Annotated in this window: 15 protein-coding genes and 4 pseudogenes; 12 read left to right on the top strand and 7 right to left on the bottom strand. The window is 59.2% G+C overall.

Annotated elements, in window-relative coordinates; all coding sequences use genetic code 11:
* Window positions 1-26: 26 nt before the first annotated feature.
* The 4 genes and pseudogenes from nodI to EB230_RS30610 form a co-directional block, all read left to right on the top strand.
* On the top strand, window positions 27-1,049 hold the full coding sequence (gene nodI / locus EB230_RS30625; RefSeq protein WP_172375208.1) for a nodulation factor ABC transporter ATP-binding protein NodI: 1,023 nt from the start codon (window positions 27-29) through the stop codon (window positions 1,047-1,049).
* A 3-nt stretch (window positions 1,050-1,052) separates the two neighbouring features.
* On the top strand, window positions 1,053-1,841 hold the full coding sequence (locus tag EB230_RS30620) for an ABC transporter permease (RefSeq protein ID WP_109672010.1): 789 nt from the start codon (window positions 1,053-1,055) through the stop codon (window positions 1,839-1,841).
* Between the two features lie 301 nt (window positions 1,842-2,142).
* Entirely contained in the window at window positions 2,143-4,164 is a 2,022-nt protein-coding gene (locus tag EB230_RS30615) for a carbamoyltransferase (protein ID WP_172374573.1), read from the top strand.
* A gap of 117 nt (window positions 4,165-4,281) precedes the next feature.
* Window positions 4,282-4,389 (top strand): annotated as a pseudogene (locus EB230_RS30610) (nodulation protein NodZ); the annotation flags it as partial.
* Between the two features lie 230 nt (window positions 4,390-4,619).
* On the opposite strand, the gene EB230_RS30605 reads toward EB230_RS30610, so the two are convergent.
* Window positions 4,620-4,772: a PLP-dependent transferase gene (locus tag EB230_RS30605; protein ID WP_244846079.1), complete on the bottom strand. Its 153-nt coding sequence runs from the start codon at window positions 4,770-4,772 to the stop codon at window positions 4,620-4,622.
* Between the two features lie 320 nt (window positions 4,773-5,092).
* Between EB230_RS30605 and EB230_RS30600 the strand changes: the two genes are divergently transcribed.
* Window positions 5,093-6,562: a PLP-dependent aminotransferase family protein gene (locus EB230_RS30600; protein ID WP_109672003.1), complete on the top strand. Its 1,470-nt coding sequence runs from the start codon at window positions 5,093-5,095 to the stop codon at window positions 6,560-6,562.
* 22 nt (window positions 6,563-6,584) lie between these two features.
* On the opposite strand, the pseudogene EB230_RS30595 reads toward EB230_RS30600, so the two are convergent.
* Window positions 6,585-6,691 (bottom strand): annotated as a pseudogene (locus EB230_RS30595) (LysR family transcriptional regulator); the annotation flags it as partial.
* A 379-nt stretch (window positions 6,692-7,070) separates the two neighbouring features.
* On the opposite strand from EB230_RS30595, the gene nodB reads away from it, so the two are divergent.
* The 4 genes from nodB to EB230_RS30575 all read left to right on the top strand — a co-directional run bounded on the left by nodB (window position 7,071) and on the right by EB230_RS30575 (window position 10,621).
* Window positions 7,071-7,730, top strand: coding sequence for a chitooligosaccharide deacetylase NodB (gene nodB, locus EB230_RS30590; RefSeq protein WP_107652895.1), 660 nt, complete (start codon window positions 7,071-7,073; stop codon window positions 7,728-7,730).
* Between the two features lie 487 nt (window positions 7,731-8,217).
* Window positions 8,218-8,841 (top strand): FMN-binding negative transcriptional regulator, encoded by a 624-nt coding sequence (locus EB230_RS30585; RefSeq protein WP_006328898.1) that lies wholly within the window; start codon window positions 8,218-8,220, stop codon window positions 8,839-8,841.
* 21 nt (window positions 8,842-8,862) lie between these two features.
* Window positions 8,863-9,513 (top strand): LysE family translocator, encoded by a 651-nt coding sequence (locus EB230_RS30580; protein WP_172374571.1) that lies wholly within the window; start codon window positions 8,863-8,865, stop codon window positions 9,511-9,513.
* A 295-nt stretch (window positions 9,514-9,808) separates the two neighbouring features.
* Window positions 9,809-10,621: a TIM barrel protein gene (locus tag EB230_RS30575; protein ID WP_161633554.1), complete on the top strand. Its 813-nt coding sequence runs from the start codon at window positions 9,809-9,811 to the stop codon at window positions 10,619-10,621.
* 14 nt (window positions 10,622-10,635) lie between these two features.
* Here the strand turns inward: EB230_RS30575 and EB230_RS30570 are convergent, their stop codons facing one another.
* Together EB230_RS30570 and EB230_RS32825 are read right to left on the bottom strand one after the other, a co-directional pair.
* Window positions 10,636-11,580: a LysR family transcriptional regulator gene (locus tag EB230_RS30570; RefSeq protein WP_172374569.1), complete on the bottom strand. Its 945-nt coding sequence runs from the start codon at window positions 11,578-11,580 to the stop codon at window positions 10,636-10,638.
* Window positions 11,581-11,783: 203 nt separating this feature from the next.
* Window positions 11,784-12,182: a hypothetical protein gene (locus EB230_RS32825; RefSeq protein ID WP_246738874.1), complete on the bottom strand. Its 399-nt coding sequence runs from the start codon at window positions 12,180-12,182 to the stop codon at window positions 11,784-11,786.
* A gap of 108 nt (window positions 12,183-12,290) precedes the next feature.
* Between EB230_RS32825 and nolL the strand changes: the two genes are divergently transcribed.
* Complete coding sequence (nolL, locus tag EB230_RS30555) at window positions 12,291-13,412, top strand: nodulation factor fucose acetyltransferase NolL (protein ID WP_172374565.1); 1,122 nt, start codon at window positions 12,291-12,293, stop codon at window positions 13,410-13,412.
* A 35-nt stretch (window positions 13,413-13,447) separates the two neighbouring features.
* On the opposite strand, the gene EB230_RS32820 is transcribed toward nolL, so the two are convergent.
* Window positions 13,448-13,603: a hypothetical protein gene (locus tag EB230_RS32820; protein ID WP_281410926.1), complete on the bottom strand. Its 156-nt coding sequence runs from the start codon at window positions 13,601-13,603 to the stop codon at window positions 13,448-13,450.
* Between the two features lie 43 nt (window positions 13,604-13,646).
* On the opposite strand from EB230_RS32820, the gene EB230_RS30545 reads away from it, so the two are divergent.
* On the top strand, window positions 13,647-14,552 hold the full coding sequence (locus tag EB230_RS30545; RefSeq protein ID WP_107652890.1) for a LysR family transcriptional regulator: 906 nt from the start codon (window positions 13,647-13,649) through the stop codon (window positions 14,550-14,552).
* 110 nt (window positions 14,553-14,662) lie between these two features.
* Window positions 14,663-14,862, top strand: a pseudogene (locus tag EB230_RS30540) (nitrogen fixation protein NifQ); the annotation flags it as partial.
* Between the two features lie 535 nt (window positions 14,863-15,397).
* Here EB230_RS30540 and EB230_RS30535 read toward each other — a convergent pair.
* Both EB230_RS30535 and EB230_RS32815 read right to left on the bottom strand, forming a co-directional pair.
* Window positions 15,398-16,624 carry an MFS transporter gene (locus EB230_RS30535; protein ID WP_172374561.1) on the bottom strand — a complete coding sequence of 409 codons (1,227 nt, stop codon included), beginning with the start codon at window positions 16,622-16,624 and terminating at the stop codon, window positions 15,398-15,400.
* Window positions 16,625-16,879: 255 nt separating this feature from the next.
* Window positions 16,880-17,065: pseudogene (locus tag EB230_RS32815) on the bottom strand (RNA polymerase sigma-54 factor); the annotation flags it as partial.
* Window positions 17,066-17,346: the final 281 nt, after the last annotated feature.

Below are 17,346 nucleotides of genomic sequence, written 5' to 3'. Positions count from 1 at the left end.
TTTTGAGCCAGGACCAGAAACATCAAGTGTTGAGTCGGAAGTTGGGCCCAGAGGAATTGCGGCGGCTCGAGACTCCTGCGATCGAACGGGAGTCTCACGGGCAAACAAGCGCGAAAAGCTCCGTGCCTGACTCTGCGTCAACCGTGGCAGTCGATTTTGCCGGCGTAACCAAGTCGTATGGGAACAAGATCGTTGTCGACGAACTGTCGTTCTCCGTTGCGTCGGGAGAGTGTTTCGGCCTCCTCGGACCAAACGGGGCGGGCAAAAGCACGATTGCGCGTATGCTCCTCGGCATGACATGCCCTGACGCGGGCGCGATCACGGTGCTCGGCGTCCCGGTGCCGGCGCGCGCTCGGCTGGCACGCAGGGGCATTGGCGTGGTCCCGCAATTCGACAATCTTGACCAGGAATTGACCGTACGCGAGAACTTGCTGGTGTTCGGACGCTACTTCGGCATGAGCACTCGTCAGAGCGAAGCGGTCATCCCGTCGCTTCTCGAGTTCGCTCGCCTCGAGCGCAAGGCGAATGCGCGCGTCTCGGAACTGTCCGGCGGCATGAAGCGATGCCTGACAATGGCGCGGGCGTTGATCAACGACCCCCAGCTCATTGTGATGGACGAGCCGACCACCGGCCTCGATCCGCACGCGCGCCACCTGATCTGGGAGCGGCTGCGCGCCCTGTTGGCACGTGGCAAGACGATTATCCTGACGACGCATTTCATGGAAGAGGCTGAGCGATTATGCGATCGGCTGTGCGTGCTCGAAAAGGGCCGCAACATCGCCGAAGGCGGCCCGCAGGCGCTGATCGACGAGCATATCGGATGCCAGGTCATGGAGATTTATGGCGGCGATCCGCACGAGTTGCTGTCGCTGGTCAAGCCACATTCCCAGCGCATCGAGGTCAGCGGCGAAACCCTTTATTGCTATGCGCCAGACCCTGACCAGGTGCGCACGCAACTGCAGGGGCGAGCAGGTCTGCGTCTTCTTCTGCGTCCAGCCAATCTCGAGGATGTTTTCTTGCGGCTGACCGGGCGCGAGATGGAGGAGTGAACGATGATTGAAGGTTTTGCGGCGGCGCTGCCGGCCAATGCGTGGAACTGGGTTGCGGTGTGGCGCCGCAACTATCTGGCATGGAAGAAAGTCTCACTCGTGACGATTCTCGGAAACCTTGCCGATCCTATGATCTATCTTTTCGGCCTAGGCACCGGCCTCGGCATAATGGTCGGCCGCGTCGACGGTGCGTCCTATATTGCCTTTTTGGCGGCCGGCATGGTCGCGGTAAGTGCGATGACCGCCTCTACCATGGAAACATTGTACGCGGCTTTCGCTCGCATGCACTCTCAGCGCACTTGGGAAGCAATGTTGTATACGCACGTTACCCTCGGCGACATCGTTCTGGGTGAACTGGCGTGGGCAGCCACCAAGGCCTTCTTGGCCGGTACGGCAATCACCATTGTCTCCGCAACGTTGGGTTATGCAGCCTGGCCGTCCGTCCTCTATGCGCTGCCAATCATTGCTCTCACTGGGTGCGTGTTTGCGAGCCTCGCGATGGTCGTCACCGCGCTTTCGCCCAGCTACGATTACTTCGTGTTTTACCAGACGCTTGTCCTCACACCTATGATGTTCCTGTCGGGCGCCGTTTTCCCATCGGATCAGCTGCCTCACGCGTTTCAGCAGATAGCGCGATGCATGCCGCTGTCACATGCGATCGACCTCATTCGTCCGGTTATGCTTGATCGCCCGATCGGCGGCATTGCCCTGCATGTCGGTGTGCTCGGCCTGTACGCGCTGTTGCCATTCTTCCTCTCGATGGCGCTGTTGCGCCGCCGACTCATGCGCTGACGCGAAAGAGAGGGAGATAAGCAATGCGCAACGGACTTCGTGCTGCCAATAAGCGACATCGCCAACAGAAATCGGCATGCCACCCAGGGTCTTCGGTGGCATCCACTCAATCTATCAACTGGGCCGCCCGACACCTCGATCACAGGATCTCATGTTGATCCCCGGCGGAAGAGAATTTCTTTGAGGTTGGCGATGTCTGACTGGCGTTCGCGCCGGCGAACGACAACGCAGCCTGTGTTTTTGATCAAACGGCCTTGAGACAGGCCAATTCAGTCTTCCTATACGACAAATGGAGAGCGAGATGCTGTGTCTAGGATTGAGCGGCGGATTAGACAAAGTCTATGAAAACAGATTCCAGGTTCCGAACTCATTCATGCACGATGGCGCTGCGGTACTCGTCCGAGACGGACAGGTCATTGCGGCCGTAGAAGAGGAACGCCTCAATCGGATCAAACACTCCAACAAGCTCCCAATCAGTTCGGTTCAATACTGTCTTTCAGCCGCTGGGGTTCAGCTCAGCGAAATCGATCATGTGGCGTACTACGCTACCGAAGCCTATTGCAACGCCATGCTCGAAAACATGCTTGCTTCCGAGCCGGACGCCTCCATTCCGTTGGATGCCAAATTTTTGGTGCAGCAGCTGTTGGCGCAGGAGTTCGGTAGCGAGCTCGACCCTTCGCGTATCTCATTCGTAAGTCATCATCAGGCGCACGCCGTGAGTGCTTTTGCAATGTCGGGCTTCGAGCAAAGTCTGATTTTCGCGATTGATGGCTCTGGTGATTTCCAGTCGGGTCTTGTGGCGGTAGGATCTGGTGCTGAAATTTCGCAACTCGCGACTTTCCCAGAGAACAATTCCCTTGGGCTATTTTATCTCGAGGTGATCCGGTATCTCGGCTACGGCTTGTTCGATGAATATAAGGTAATGGGGCTTGCCCCCTACGGCGATCCCGTTCCCTATCGCGAGCTTTTCGAGCAGTTCTATGAACTGTCTGCAAACGGCGAGTATCGCGTCCACCTGGACCGCATCGGTCCGACTTTGCTTCGCAGCATTCAGGTCCGGCAAAAGGGAATGCCATTCACTCAGCAGCACAAAGATGTGAGTGCGTCGCTACAGGAAGCACTCGAACGCATCGTGTTTCACATTCTTCGGCATCATCGTGAGGCTACCGGGATGACGCGGTTGTGCCTGGCCGGCGGCGTTGCGCACAATTGCTCCATGAACGGCAAGCTGCTCTATTCAGGACTTTTCGAAGACATCTTCGTGCAGCCCGCGTCGCATGACGCTGGCTGCGCATTAGGCGCCGCACTAATCGTGTCTGGTGAGCTGGGCCGCCCCGCGCCGCGTGCGCGATTGCAGGAGGTTTATTGGGGGCCGGATCTCGCGAGCGATCATGCTGTCGAAGAGGAACTAAAAGCATGGGCGGGGCACCTGGAGTTTGAACGCACTGAGGAGGTGGCGGATAGGGCAGCCGAGTGGATGGCCGGTGGCGCCGTGATCGGCTGGGTGCAAGGTCGTTCGGAGTTCGGGCCGCGCGCGCTCGGAAATCGCAGCATTCTTGCCGACCCCAGGCCCGCCACAAACAAGGACCGGATCAACGCCATGGTCAAGAAGCGGGAAGGGTATCGCCCGTTCGCCCCGTCAGTGCTGGAGGAGGATGCGCGCGAATTTTTCGACCTCCCAGGCAGTGCGTGCGAATTTCCCTTCATGAATTTCGTGGTCCGTGTGCGCGACTCCAAGCGTGGTTTGCTCGGCGCCATCACCCACGTCGACGGTACGGCTCGGCTGCAAACAGTATCGCGCAAGGCCAGTCCGGCCTACTGGGACGTCATCAATGCCTTCAAGCAGCGCACTGGCATCCCAATTCTGCTCAATACGTCCTTCAACAACAATGCCGAGCCAATCGTTGATTCCGTTGCAGACTCGATTGCCACATTCCTGACGACAGAGCTGGATGGACTTGTGGTCGGGCCGTTCCTCGTCAAAAAACGGGCCGCAACGCTGCAGGATTGGACTGCGCTCGCGGTTTCATTGCCGCCTTATGTATCCCTGCATAAAGTCCGCGCATACACGGCGCAGGATCGCCAGGAGACCGTCTGCGAAATCCGAACGGATCACTCCAGCCGTGACTGTGCGCGTATTTCACATGACTTGTTCGATATGCTGACGCGGATCGAAGGCGAAGCCGTGCTCGCGGATCTCCTCGATACAATTACGCTGGATCAGGCCCAGCGCGAGACTCTCACAGGAGAACTGCGACGATTGTGGGAGCAGCGCCGCGTTCGCATGCGTCCCTCGCAAGCTGCTCGCGTCCATCAAAACTGATGCCAATCGCTGGACGAAAGATAGCAGTTGCCGAAACACCGGTCTGTCCAAGCATCTTCATATGACTGTGCCCAGGCTGCGAGCATGCATAACGCCTATGGCAGTCGAGGATCAGTAATGGATTTGCTTGCCGGTGGCTCAAGACAGCACCAATTCGTCGTTTCTCGACGGCGGACCCGGTTCGGTGACTGCCTATGGTCTCCGGCATCAGCCTGGTGTTACGCATAGCGGACGGGACGTGCGAGCGGGCTGCGCGGCTCGCGGGATAAGGCGGCGGCCCTACGGCGCGCCAAGCCGGCATATTCGTCGTTGAGATGCTTTTGGCAAAATGCGTTGGTGGGGCGACGATCATGTCTTAGCGCGCCTTGACCCTTCGGCCCCCTCGTTGGCGATGCCCGACATCTCCTTTCGGGCAATCGCCTGATCGGGATGCGAGTCGAGGAAGGGGAGCTCACCTAACCCACGGCCGAATGCCCGTCGCGCACCTGCGCGATCGCAAGCGCCGTGGTGCTGTGCCATTCCATGCGAAGCGTGAGAGTCCTTTTCAGCCCGCGCAGAACCAGGAAGGAGGACATGGTCGAGAGCGCCGCGCCGGTGATGTAGCGCAAGCCCGTTTCGTACAGCGTGTGGAGGGCTTCCGCGTCGCCGAGGATTGCGCCGCAAAGGCGGCGGCCTCATTCGCCGCAACACTTTCGATCGTAGGTCGAGCTCAGGAAGACGCGTGGTTGACCGGCATTGGGAAAACCAGCCGGATCGTAGCCGTGATGGATGGCGCGGGTAGCGAAGCCGAATTTGGCATCGTTCGCAGATGTGCCACTTTCCGGTCTTGGATTGCGGTCTCGGGCATCGGCTTCAGACGTGCTCTTGGCTTTCGGAAGGAGTGGCTGCAAACTGGTTGATATGGAATGTCCAGTTGGCAGGAAAAGAAATGGTCCAGTCTCCAGGTCCCGGTGCTTCAACCCGCTCGCATGGCATGGGCGCGCGCCAGATCTACGAAGCGCTTCGCGAGCAGATCCTCAGAGGCGTTTACGGCACCGGCAGCCAGCTGCCGTCCTCCCGTGGTCTCGCCGAGGAACTTGGAGTCTCGCGAACGACCGTCACCGTCGCCTACGAGCAGCTGGCCGCGGAAGGTTTCATCGACATCCGTCAAGGCGCGCGCCCTCGTGTCGCATCCTCACTGCTGGGACATGAGCTGACCGCCAATCCCCCAAAACGGTTCGGCCCGGTTCACTTGTCAAGCTATGGCGAACGGCTGCGTGGTACTCCGCGCTGGCCGGATTACCTGCCGAACACGCTGAAGGTTGATTTCCGCTATGGCGTCCTGGCGCCCTCAGATTTCCCCGCATCGGTTTGGAAGCGCGCGATGAACGCGGCGATGGCGCAGCGGCCGGCACGGCTCGCCTATGACGATCCGTGCGGTTCGAGCCGGCTCCGCCAAGCGCTTCAGGGCTATCTCTGGCGCGCCCGTACTGTGCGCTGCGACCCCGAGCAGATCGTCATCGTCAATGGTTCGCAGCAGGGCCTCGATCTCTGCGCGCGCCTGCTGCTCGACCCCGGGGACAGCTTCGTCATCGAGGACCCCTGCTACAGGATGGCGCGCCAGGTCTTTGCCAGTACAGGTGCCACGCCCGTTCCCGTCGAGGTTGACGATCACGGCATGCAAACGGAGCAACTGGCGGGGGTCGCGGCCCGGCTGGCCTATGTGACGCCCTCGCATCAGTTTCCGCTCGGCGGCGTCATGCCGATCCCGCGGCGGCATCAGCTTCTGGAATGGGCGCGGGAGCAGGGCGCCTATGTCATCGAAGACGACTACGACAGCGAATATCGCTACGATATCAGCCCCGTTCCCCCGCTGCATACCCTCGAGGATCATGGGGCCGTCATCTACCTCGGCACCATCTCCAAGACGCTCTCGCCGATGCTGCGGATCGGTTATCTCGTCGTCCCGGCGGAATTCCTGCAGGTTTTCGAAACCGCCAAGCAGCTTGCCGACCGGCATTCTCCGATGGCGGGGCAGGAGTCATTGGCCTCTCTGATCGAGAGCGGTGGCTATGAAAGCCATGTGCGCCGCGTGCGCCGCATCAACGGCGAGCGCCGGGAGGCATTGCTGACCGCCCTGAAGCGGAGTTTTCAAGGTCGGATCGCCGTCCAGGGGGCAGAGGCTGGACTGCACGTCGTCATATGGTTCAACGACCTGCCGCGATCGCGTGAAACGGCGTTGGTCGAAGCTGCCCAATACGCCGGTCTCGGTCTGCACCCGATTTCGCCGCTTTATCATAGGCAGTCGGGAGCAGGCGAAGCCGACCGCGTCGGGCTTGTCATGGGCTATTCCGCCCTGAGCATCCGGCAGATCGAAAAAGGCGTCGAGATGCTGCGGGACGTCGTCGCTCGACTCTGAGACGCTGACGGTTCCGCACGCGGGTTAGAACGCATTCGCGGCCGCTCATCATAAACAGTTCATCGTTGAATAGTCGCGCGGCCGGGCGACTGCCGCGCTCATGGCCGGCTGACTAAGGTTGATGCTGCTGCCGCCGTGAGGTTGCGCGCGATCCAAGCCTTTGTCTCATCTATCCGCAACGTGGATGCTTGTCATCGAAACAATCGATTTTGCCGATTCGACAGAACGTCCCATAGGAAGAATTCAAGGATGCAGCCCTAAGGAGATTGTCGATGCATGCGTTGGCTCCGAGGAGCATTTTCTGGTGTGTCCCTCCTGGTCTGCACCGAACATCGAGCGAGCCGATCCCCTTTTCGACCAGGTACATCGGTGATCGGCGCAAGCTGCATCGCGTCGGCTCTTCGCGACAAGCTCCCCCCGATAGCGTAGGCCCCTACCTCAAGGATCGGGGTTATGCCGATTGCGAACGGCCGACCGGTACAACAATTGACCGCAAGGGTTCGCAGCTATGAGACGTCTCGATGACAGATGGGAGGCGCAGAGTGAATGCGCTGACGGCACCGGGCGTCGAAGCGTTTATCTGACGTTTGACGACGGTCCCAATCCATGTTTCACACCACAGATACTCGATGTGCTGGCGCAAAATCGGGTGCCAGCGACATTCTTCGTCATTGGTGCTTACGCCGCAGAGCATCCGGATCTCATCCAACGAATGATCGCAGAAGGGCATGAGGTAGGCAACCACACGATGTCTCATCCGGACCTGTCCAAATGCGGTTTGGGCGAAGTGCAACGTGAGGTATTTGAGGCGAACCAGGCCATCATGCTGGCATGCCCGCAGGCCTCGATCCGCTACATTCGCGCGCCATACGGCGCCTGGAGCGAAGAAGTGTTCACTGCCTCAGAGATCGCGGGGCTCGCGGCCCTTCATTGGTCGATCGACCCAAGAGACTGGTCGCGCCCCGGCACCGACGCGATCGTCGATGCAGTGCTCGCCTCGGTACGCCCCGGCGCAATCGTGCTCTTGCACGACGGATGCCCTCCCGACGAGTCGACACGGAGCACTCAAGCCAGTCTGCGCAACCAGACCGTTATGGCGCTGTCCAATCTGATTCCTGCATTAGATGCCTGCGGATATGAAATTCGCTCGCTTCCAGAACATCACTGAAATGCGAGATCGCATGGACCTGCTTTCCCAGCCAGTACCTGTGTGGTCTCGCTTATGAAGGCTTACAGGCCGTTTACGCCCTGCGAACAAGCACATCGGACGAACTGGTCGGCTCCGACAGTTGGCTAAGCCTAGACGTCTGTTGTCACCTGCTACGATGAGGACCCGCGCACGCTCTCGGCATGGCCCAGCACCGCCGGTAGGTTCACTCTTCGACGATTGTTTGAATGTATGGTCCACTTCGCGTTGGATCGATTTCATTGGGCTTGCCGCAGGCTCACATAGCGCGACCCTGCGGGATCGCTGGCTGCGTCCAAAAGGTTTGGCAAGCAATTCGCATACCGTGACCGGCACCGGGGATTCCGGTGCTCTGATCCGGCGCGCGATGCCATCTTTCACCAACTGGACTACCTAAATAGCTTCTGACTGGCTGTTTCCAACGGGCCAGCTTGCCGATACCTGACTTGGTAACGCAAGGAGTTTCGCGATGTACATCCCTCCCGCTTTCCGCGACGACGACAAGGAATGCCTGCGCGCGACCATTCGCGCGGCGCTGCTGGCGAACTTCGTTACCGTCACGGCGGAAGGGCCGCTCGCAACGCCACTGCCCCTCTTCCTTGACGAAAGCGAGGGCGAGCACGGCGTGATCTACGGGCACCTGGCGAAGGCCAATCCCCAGTGCCGTGTTCCGCCGCTGGGCGACGGCTTGGCCATCTTCATGGGGCCGGACGCTTACGTGACGCCGGCATGGTATGCGACCAAGCGGGAAACCGGGAAGGTCGTCCCGACCTGGAATTACGTCGCCGTCCACGCCTATGGCCCGGTCGAGTTCTTCGAGGATGCGGGAAGACTGCTGGACGTCGTGAATCGGCTGACCGACCACCACGAGGGCGAGCGCGCCTCGCCTTGGGCCGTGTCGGACGCGCCGCCGGATTTTGTACAGGCGCAACTCCGGGGAATCGTCGGCCTGCGCATGCCAATCACGAGGCTGGAGGGCAAGCGCAAAATGAGCCAGAACCGGAACGCGGCCGACCGCGCTGGCGTGGCGGCGGGCCTTGCGGCGAGCGAGCGGGCATCTGACCGCGACGTCGCCGCTCTCATCCCAAAATAATCTTCGTCGGAATCGACCATCATGCCAGAACTGACCCCATTCGCCCTGTACCTCGCCGCGGCCTCCGTGCTCGCCATCACCCCCGGTCCGGGCATCTTCTACGTTGCCGCGCGCACGCTCGCCGGTGGTCGTCGGGAAGGTATCGCTTCTAGCTTCGGCACGGGGTTGGGGGGCATGATCCACGTCCTCGCCGCAAGCTTAGGTGTTTCCGCGATCGTGCTCGAAAGCTCGGAACTGTTCTCCGCATTAAAGCTGTTCGGCGCGGTCTACCTCGTCTGGCTCGGCTTTCGCACCTTTCAAGCCGCCCGCCTCAAGGGAGCGACTGGCGGCGATGACGGCGCCGCAGTGGGTCCAGTCGGACCCCGGCGGGCGTTTCGTGAAGGGGTACTGGTCGAGGCGCTCAACCCGAAGACGGCAATCTTCTTCCTCGCCTTCATTCCGCAGTTCGTGAATCCGAGCGCAGGGCTCATAGCTCTGCAATTCGTGGTGCTTGGCTCCGTGTCCATTGCGCTCAACACGCTCGCCGACATCGTGGTTGCCGTCGTGGCCAGCGGCATTCAAGACGGCGCGGCAGCGCGTCCCGGGTTGATCCGCCGCCTGAGGGAGGCGTCAGGCGGCGCGATGATCGCGCTGGGCGTCTGCCTCGCTCTGGCGAAACACCCTGCTGCTTGAGTTTGAATCTGATCGGTTGGGCATCTTTCAGGGTTGGCGGGTACCTTGCGGAAGCAGTTGGATGGCTGCGAGCCAGTTCGGTCATTGCACCTATTCAAGCCATGTCTCAGGAGGCGCGGCACCGCCGTTTGGGTGAACGTCGGCTCATAAATGAGAGAAAAACATAGCGTGAGAGAAACGTGAGTACGACTGCCTCGCCTCGCTCATGCCCATCATTTCGGCCCTCGCGAATCAACGCACGGTAGAAGCCAGTCAGCCGAGAATGACGCCCGTTTCATGGAAGGAAAGCCAAGCCATGCGCCAAGCATCGCCCCGCTTTGCACTCGATTATTTGGCGACGCCCGGACTTGACGTCAGGGCACTTTTCGCTTTTGCCCGCGACCAGGGCCTAACCGATGTCCAGATCCGCAGCCAACCGGGCAGCAATGCCATTGCACGCGGCATGCCGGCGGCGGACGTCCGGTCTGCGGCCGCCGACACAGGCGTTGGGATTATTTCCGTCAATGCCCTCCAGCGCTTCAATGAGTGGACCCCCGCCCGCAGGGCCGAGGCGAGCAAGCTCGCCGATTATGCAGCGGCCTGCGGAGCCAAGACGCTCATGCTGGTGCCGGTCAACGACGGCTCCTGGCCCGCCAATGTCGAGCGCCGCGGCGATCTCCGCGTCGCCTTGAAGGCGCTCAAGCCGATCCTCCAGTCGCGCGGTCTGATCGGTCTCATCGAGCCGCTGGGCTTCCGGACCTGCTCGCTTCGATCGAAGAACGAAGCGGCTAAGGCCATTGCCGCCATTGATGGCCAATCCGTCTTCCGCCTCGTGCACGACACGTTCCACCACACGCTTGCCGGGGAGACGTTCTTCTCCTCCGAGCTGACCGGTCTCGTCCACATTTCAAGCGTGAACGATCCGATCCACTGGATTTACCCGGATCGCGTCCTAGTCGGTTCCGACAATGGCAGCCAGATCCGGGCGCTGCTTGATGGCGGCTATGGGGGGCCCTTCTCATTCGCACCGTTTGTCGACGCAGCCCACCCGCTGGACGACCTCGCAGGCGCACTTGCCGCGAGCATCGCTCTCTTCCGACACGGGCTATTGACGCGAGTGCCGGCGTGAGACGCGGGAGTAAATTAGGGCTGCCTGGGGCGCCTTTTGGCGTCCCCCGGAGAAGTCATTCGAGACGCCTCCTGTAGCAATATCTCTCGCAGCCAGATGCTTGCCGGATCACTGTTGTGAAGGGCGGGCCATTGAAGGGCCTCGGTGAACGTGGGTAGTGGCAGCGGAAGGTCGATGATCCGCAGGGGGAAGGTTTTTTTGAAATGCTGAACCAGCCGGAAGGGCATGGTCGCTATACGAGCTGTGCCTGAGACCATCGGCGGGATCATGCTAAAGGCCTGCACAACGATCTCGACACGTCTCTTGAGACCATGCTCAAGAAAAAACCGTTCCTCGATTGAGGGCTTCAGCGTCCGCCCGAACTTGACCGCAACGTGCCTCATCGACATGTATCTCTCGAATGTAAGCTGCCGTGGCAGCTGCTTGTTCGTGGAGCAGCCCACGCACACGAGCGTCTCGTCGAACAGCGCCGCCCTTGGATGGGCGCTTGACATGAACAATTCTGGAAAAATCAGAAAATCGACGTCACCGCGCCGGAGAAGCTCATCGGGGTCGTCGTCGATAGGCAACAATTCGAAGCTGACGGCGGGTGCTTCGCGTGCAACCCGCTCCACGACCTTTTCAAAAAACACGAGTGTGGCGAAATCGGAAAGAATGATCCTGAAGCGGCGATCGGATTGAGCCGGATTAAACGGATCCCAAGAGATAATCGAGCACTGGATGTTCAGCAGTGCGCTGCGAACTGCGGGGGCGAGTGTTTCCGCACGCGGGGTTAGAACACGTTCGCGGCCGCTCGTCGTAAACAGTTCATCGTTGAAATAGTCGCGCAGCCGGGCGACGGCCGCGCTCATGGCCGGCTGACTAAGGTTGATGCTGCTTGCCGCCGCCGTGAGGTTGCGCGCGGTCAGCAGTGCGTCGAGCACGACGAGAAGGTTCAGATCAAGGCCCTTGAAGCGCATCTTTCACTTATCCATAGCGTGGATGCTCGCGATCTAAACAATCGATTTTACCAAACTTCCAGGGCGCTGCATAGATGACCGCACTTGACATGCGCCCGATCACGCCACTGCCTCTGCAGCGTGTGCTGGGAAATGACTTGTAAGTAGCCGATCATGTCGAACTCTCCGCCTTCTTCCAAAAGGCCTATGGGCGACAGGGGCTTTCAGGCGGTTGTAGCTGGGCCGGTGCAGGGCCGAAGGTTCGCGCAATCGGCTCTGAGGTGCACGGCGTAGCAGCTCACTAGGACCTGCTGCGCCATTTCTTCACGTTTGGCGAGGTTGATTTCTTGGTAGGCGAGCTCGGATCGTACAGGATGCATCTGGATCTTGAGAGACTCGGAATGAGTCATTCTATCCGCATCATGCGGCCGGTGCTGCAGCAGCGTGGCATTCCATTCGCTTTTGGCATGGTTCGGCACCCGTTGCGAAACCATCTTGAGAGGTTCTGCAGAGACGGCCAGACGACCATAGTGCCGGGCGTTCGCATCGCCACACATGCGACCGCCAATGCGCTCGAGGTTTGCGATCAGGCACTGGGATTTTGTCCGCTCGGTTGCAGCCAATCGGCCCTCCATACCACGCCGCGATCCGCGTGATTTTCGATCCTTTGCACCGCGCTCGCCGTGCCCAGAAACGGCAAGTAGCAACTGCAACAGATAGGCTGGAGTCTGATGCTTGATCACATAAGAGCCGGAGCGAAGGGACGCGGCTCGTGCCCAGCAGGGACAAACAACCGAGACCTAAGCTTTGATTTCGCCAAAGGCATACTCATTACTTTGGTGATAATTGGGCACTTGTTACAATATTTAATCTACCAGGGCACCGACGCTTTCTGGCTGTCGCCGTATTTCAAGTCGATCTACATGTTTCATATGCCTCTCTTTATGGCGATAAGCGGATACCTTTCTTCTGGGGCAATTTTGCGAAAATCGTTCACCCAGGGTGTCGGTGAGCGGGCAATGCAGCTACTACTGCCAATGCTATTTTGGTGTACGTTGATTTGGACGTTAAAGTCCGCAGTTATTTTTCCTACGAAGAGTTTGACTGATACTCTGTTATATTTGTTGACGGAAGTTATTGGAACTTACTGGTTCATATGGGCCGCATTTATTTCGTTCATTCTGATTAGAGTTCTTACAACGTTCAACCGTCTATCGATGTGGATCATAAGCGCATCTGCAATTGCGGTCGCATTCGCACCCATCACGTTATCAATAACCCCGTTGTTAAAATACACTTACCCATTTTATTGTTTAGGGTTCCTGTTTGCCCGGCCGATCGGATGGCAGAATCGCGTCATCTGGCGTTACAAATCGATTTTTGTTGTCTTATTTTCGATATCGGCTTTCATATGCTTCCTCTGGTGGGGCAAGGAGACTTATGCCTACAACAATCTCGTTTTAATTCATGATGAACAGTCAGCTAAACAAGTTTTTCTGATGTTCTCTGGCTCTTTGGCGGCTTCTGCGGTAGCAATGCAGTCTATGTTACAATGCTGGAGACTTGTCTATTCGACTAGAGTAGCTCGCTTTGTCGCGGTGCAGCTTGGTCAGAGCACGCTGCTGCTTTACCTGGTCCAGGGTGCCGTGTTTCGCCTCATGGATTTGATACAGTTTGGAGAAGTCTGGAATCTCACGACCAGAATCGCCTTCGCAACTGTGCTTGGAGTGGCGATTGTCGTCATAGCGATGGCAATTCGCAGTATTGCGCGCAACCTCGGATATGTGTCGCGGATCGTTGTCGGAGCGCCGCCACGCCCAAGTCTGCTCAAATCTCAATCTGTAATCAATTAGCCACGTGAAAAATTCGCATCTGTAATCGACATGTTTCATAGCTCCGGACCTATCCGATCGACTGTTGTACCGGTCGGCCATTCGCTCATAGGCCGCGCTATCCCCATAACTACGACGAGCACGTCCTCCACGCGCGCGGGCGGCAGGTCGGGACACAACGCCTCTGAGTGGGACCGTAAACGAGCGCCCATAATGGTCACGATGACAAACAACCACGTTACGGACAGATGAGGCATGCGTTTCAAAGGCCTTGATCTGAACCTTCTCGTCGTGCTCGACGCACTGCTGACCGCGCGCAACCTCACGGCCGCAGCAAGCAGCATCAACCTTAGTCAGCCGGCCATGAGCGCGGCCGTCGCCCGGCTGCGCAACTATTTCAACGATGAACTGTTTACGATGAGCGGCCGCGAACGCGTTCTAACCCCGCGTGCGGAAACACTCGCCCCCGCAGTTCGTGGCGCACTCTTGCACATCCAATGCTCGATTATTTCTTGGGATCCGTTTAATCCGGCTCAATCCAATCGCCGCTTCAGGATCATTCTTTCCGATTTCGCCACACTCGTGTTTTTTGAAAAGGTCGTGGAGCGGGTTGCACGCGAAGCACCCGCCGTCAGCTTCGAATTGCGGCCGCTCGACCACGACCCCGATGAGCTTCTCCGGCGCGGTGACGTCGATTTTCTGATTCTTCCGGAATTTTTCATGTCAAGCGCCCATCCAAGAGCGGCGCTGTTCGACGAGACATTCGTGTGCGTGGGCTGCCCCACGAACAAGCAGTTGCCACGGCAGCTTACATTCGAGAGATACGTATCGATGAAGCACATTGCGTTCAGGGTCGGCGGTGCCCAGATGCCCTCCATCGAGGAACAGTTTTTGCTTGAGCATGGTCTCAAGAGACGTGTCGAGATCGTCGTGCAGGCCTTTAGCATGATCCCGCCGATGGTCTCAGGCACAGCTCGTATAGCGACCATGCCCTTCCGGCTGGTTCAGCATTTCAAAAAAACCTTTCCCCTGCGGATCATCGAACTTCCGCGGCCACTACCCACGTTCACCGAGGCCGTCCAATGGCCCACCCTTCACAACAGTGATCCGGCAAGCATCTGGATGCGGGAGATAATGTTGCAGGAGGCATCCCGCATGTGAAGTCGCGGGCACTCCTGGTCTCAGTCTCGATTTACTCAGCGCCTCATACGGGTGCGAACCGGCGTGCAAAATTGGGTCTGACGCAAATTCGATGATTTTGCATGACGCGTGCCACGTGTTTCCCCACGCTGGCAGCCGGCAACACCAAAAACGTGAAGTGGAAGAAGTACTTTTACCGCAAGCTGTGCGAGGCTGAAGGTTTTCGCAATGCACTGCACCGAATTGCCGGGATCCTGAGCGTGAGATAACTCGTCGCGTCATCCTGCCGAATTCCGGTAAGCCGCCTTACCAAAGGGCAGGCGGCGCTTGAGATTCCGCCGCTGGAAAGCCGCGCGGGTCTGTCGACGTTCAATCGCGGCTGGATCACAGTTGGTGAATACAACTACGACATCGCCGAACGATCCTACTATTTCGGGCCGAATCAGAAGCTGCGGGGCATATTCGGCCCCGAGCTTCATGTAAGAGATCAGGCGCGCGATCCGCCCGATGCTCGCCGCAAGACAAAGCCGCCTAGACCGCACGCTCTGACGGTTAGCAGCGGCCGTGTGGCCACGTAGCGTGTTCTCGCCTGTTGGAGGATCTTTCAAAATTCAGGTGGTTATACCCACACTGCAGCGACATTGTCGCCGTGCCAGAGCGGTCGACGGCGAGGCGGTCCGGTTCGGCACTCTCTTAGTTTCTCTCGTCGGCACCATCATTCGAAACGCCCCCGCCGGTCGAAATCGACCGGACAACAACGTCCGATCACCCGGAGACGAGGCCTGCAACCGCCAAAAATCGTGTGTAGGATCGCACCGCGCGGCTGATGATTGCATCTTTCCCGCGCTGCACTGATGGCCTCTCTGTCAGGTGGTCTGGGGTTCGCGCTTCGGGCCGAGCAAGAACACTGTCAGGGCGGCGAGGAACGAGGCAACGGCGCTGTAGGCAAGGGCACTGGCGACGCCGGCATTGTCCATCAGCAGTCCGCCGAAAATCGCGCCCGCTGCGATGGCCACCTGGAACGTTGCGGCCATCAGCCCACCGGCGCTTTCGGCCTGCTCGGGAGCGGCGTGCAGTACCATCCATGTCTGCAGTCCCACCGGCACCGCGCCGAAGGCAAAGCCCCATACGGTAACCGCAATCGCCGTGGCCCAAGCCGATGCTCCCAGCGTCAGCAGCGAGACAGTGGCCATCGCTATGAGCAGGGGCGGCAGGGCCGCGGCTGCCTTGAGGCTGTGCTCGGCCAGGAATCCGCCGGCCAAATTGCCGAAGAAGCCGCCGATGCCAAAGGCGAGCAACACGAGCGAGATCGTCTCGATATCAAGCGCGGGAAACTTCTCAAGGAAGGCGCGGATATAGGTGAAGCCGGCGAAGTGCCCGGAAGCGACCAGCAGGACGACCAACATCGCGACTTTGATCATCGGATTCTTGGCCACATCCAGCAGACTGCGGAAGCTCGTCACTCCAATCGGAGCCAGCCTCGGAATGGTTATGAGTTGCACTACCAGCGTAACGGCGCCGACGACCGCAGCGATCATGAAGGCGGTTCGCCATCCCCAGATATCGCCGACATAGGCGCCGATTGGAGCCGCGCAAACGGTAGCGCAGGTAACGCCGGTGAGGATGATCGACATGGCGCGCCGCAGGAGGTGACTTGGAACGAGCCGCATCGCCAGCGCTGCCGAAATCGACCAGAACCCTCCGAGTGCTATGCCGAGCACGACGCGGGCGGCCAGGAGAACCGGCAGCGACCCCGCGACGGCCGATAGAACGTTCGACAGGATCAGCAGCAGCGTCATCGCCCATATGACGATCCTGCGGTCCAGGGGCCTTGTGATGACGGCCATCGTCGGCGCCGAGATCGCCCCCACAATGGCGGTCGTTGTCAGCGCCTGTCCAACTGCACCCTCGGTGATAGAGAGATCATGCGCGAGCGGCGTCAGCACGCTGGCAGGCAGAAACTCTGCCGTCACAAGCCCGAAGGTGCCTAAGGCAAGCGAAATGACTGCACCCCATGCGGGACCAGACCGTTGATCTGGCTGTTCTGGGTCATGCAGAACTCCGTCCATGAAGCCCGTAGCGGATTCGGTCATCAACAGGGTCTCCAGTTTGGATGTGCTGCAAACTCGGGTGGCTGCGTTGACCCGCATTAACGCCAGAAGCGCCATTCCCTGCGGCATTGCACGGACGAGGGGATGTTCATCGCTTCGCGCTATTTTGTGACGGTGCGGCGCGCAAATCGATGGCCCTTTCCTTGGGCCGGACGACGATGTCGTCGTCGGAAAGCATTGCGATTCGTCGGCGATTGTCGCCTTGATCCGATGGCGGACAGCTTCGGGGGGCCGCGCGTCGCCACCTTGGGAGGACGCGCTCGCGACGGTGAAAAAATACTTCAGTTCGAACACTTCGCGCGGGGGCTGCATGTATGTGTTCGACGTCACCCGGCTTACCGTCGCCTGATGCACGTTGATCGCGTCGGCGACAGTCCTGAGACCGAGAGGCCGCACTTGGTCGAGCCGTGTTCCAAAAGGCATCCTCCTGGCGGCGGAGGCGGGTAAGCGACAATTGGGCGAGCGCCACGGCTCCGTCAGTCTCGAACCAGCCATTGCAAATCAGATACCGGAGCAGGGACGTCTGGAGGGGGCGTTCGGCGCAAATGTGCACGGTCTCCTTGGGCGCTTGTATGGAACTTCGCGTTTTTGCCATGGTTCTGTTCATAGCTTTCTACGTGCTTTGATGGGCTCTAACGGATAACAGCAAGCGCTATGCCATTGCATTTGGGGGCACCGAATCGGACTATCTTTTGCCGAAGCCC

Source organism: Mesorhizobium sp. NZP2234 (assembly GCF_013170765.1).
GTDB classification, from domain to species: domain Bacteria; phylum Pseudomonadota; class Alphaproteobacteria; order Rhizobiales; family Rhizobiaceae; genus Mesorhizobium; species Mesorhizobium loti_D.
This window is presented reverse-complemented; position numbering and strand designations above follow the sequence as displayed.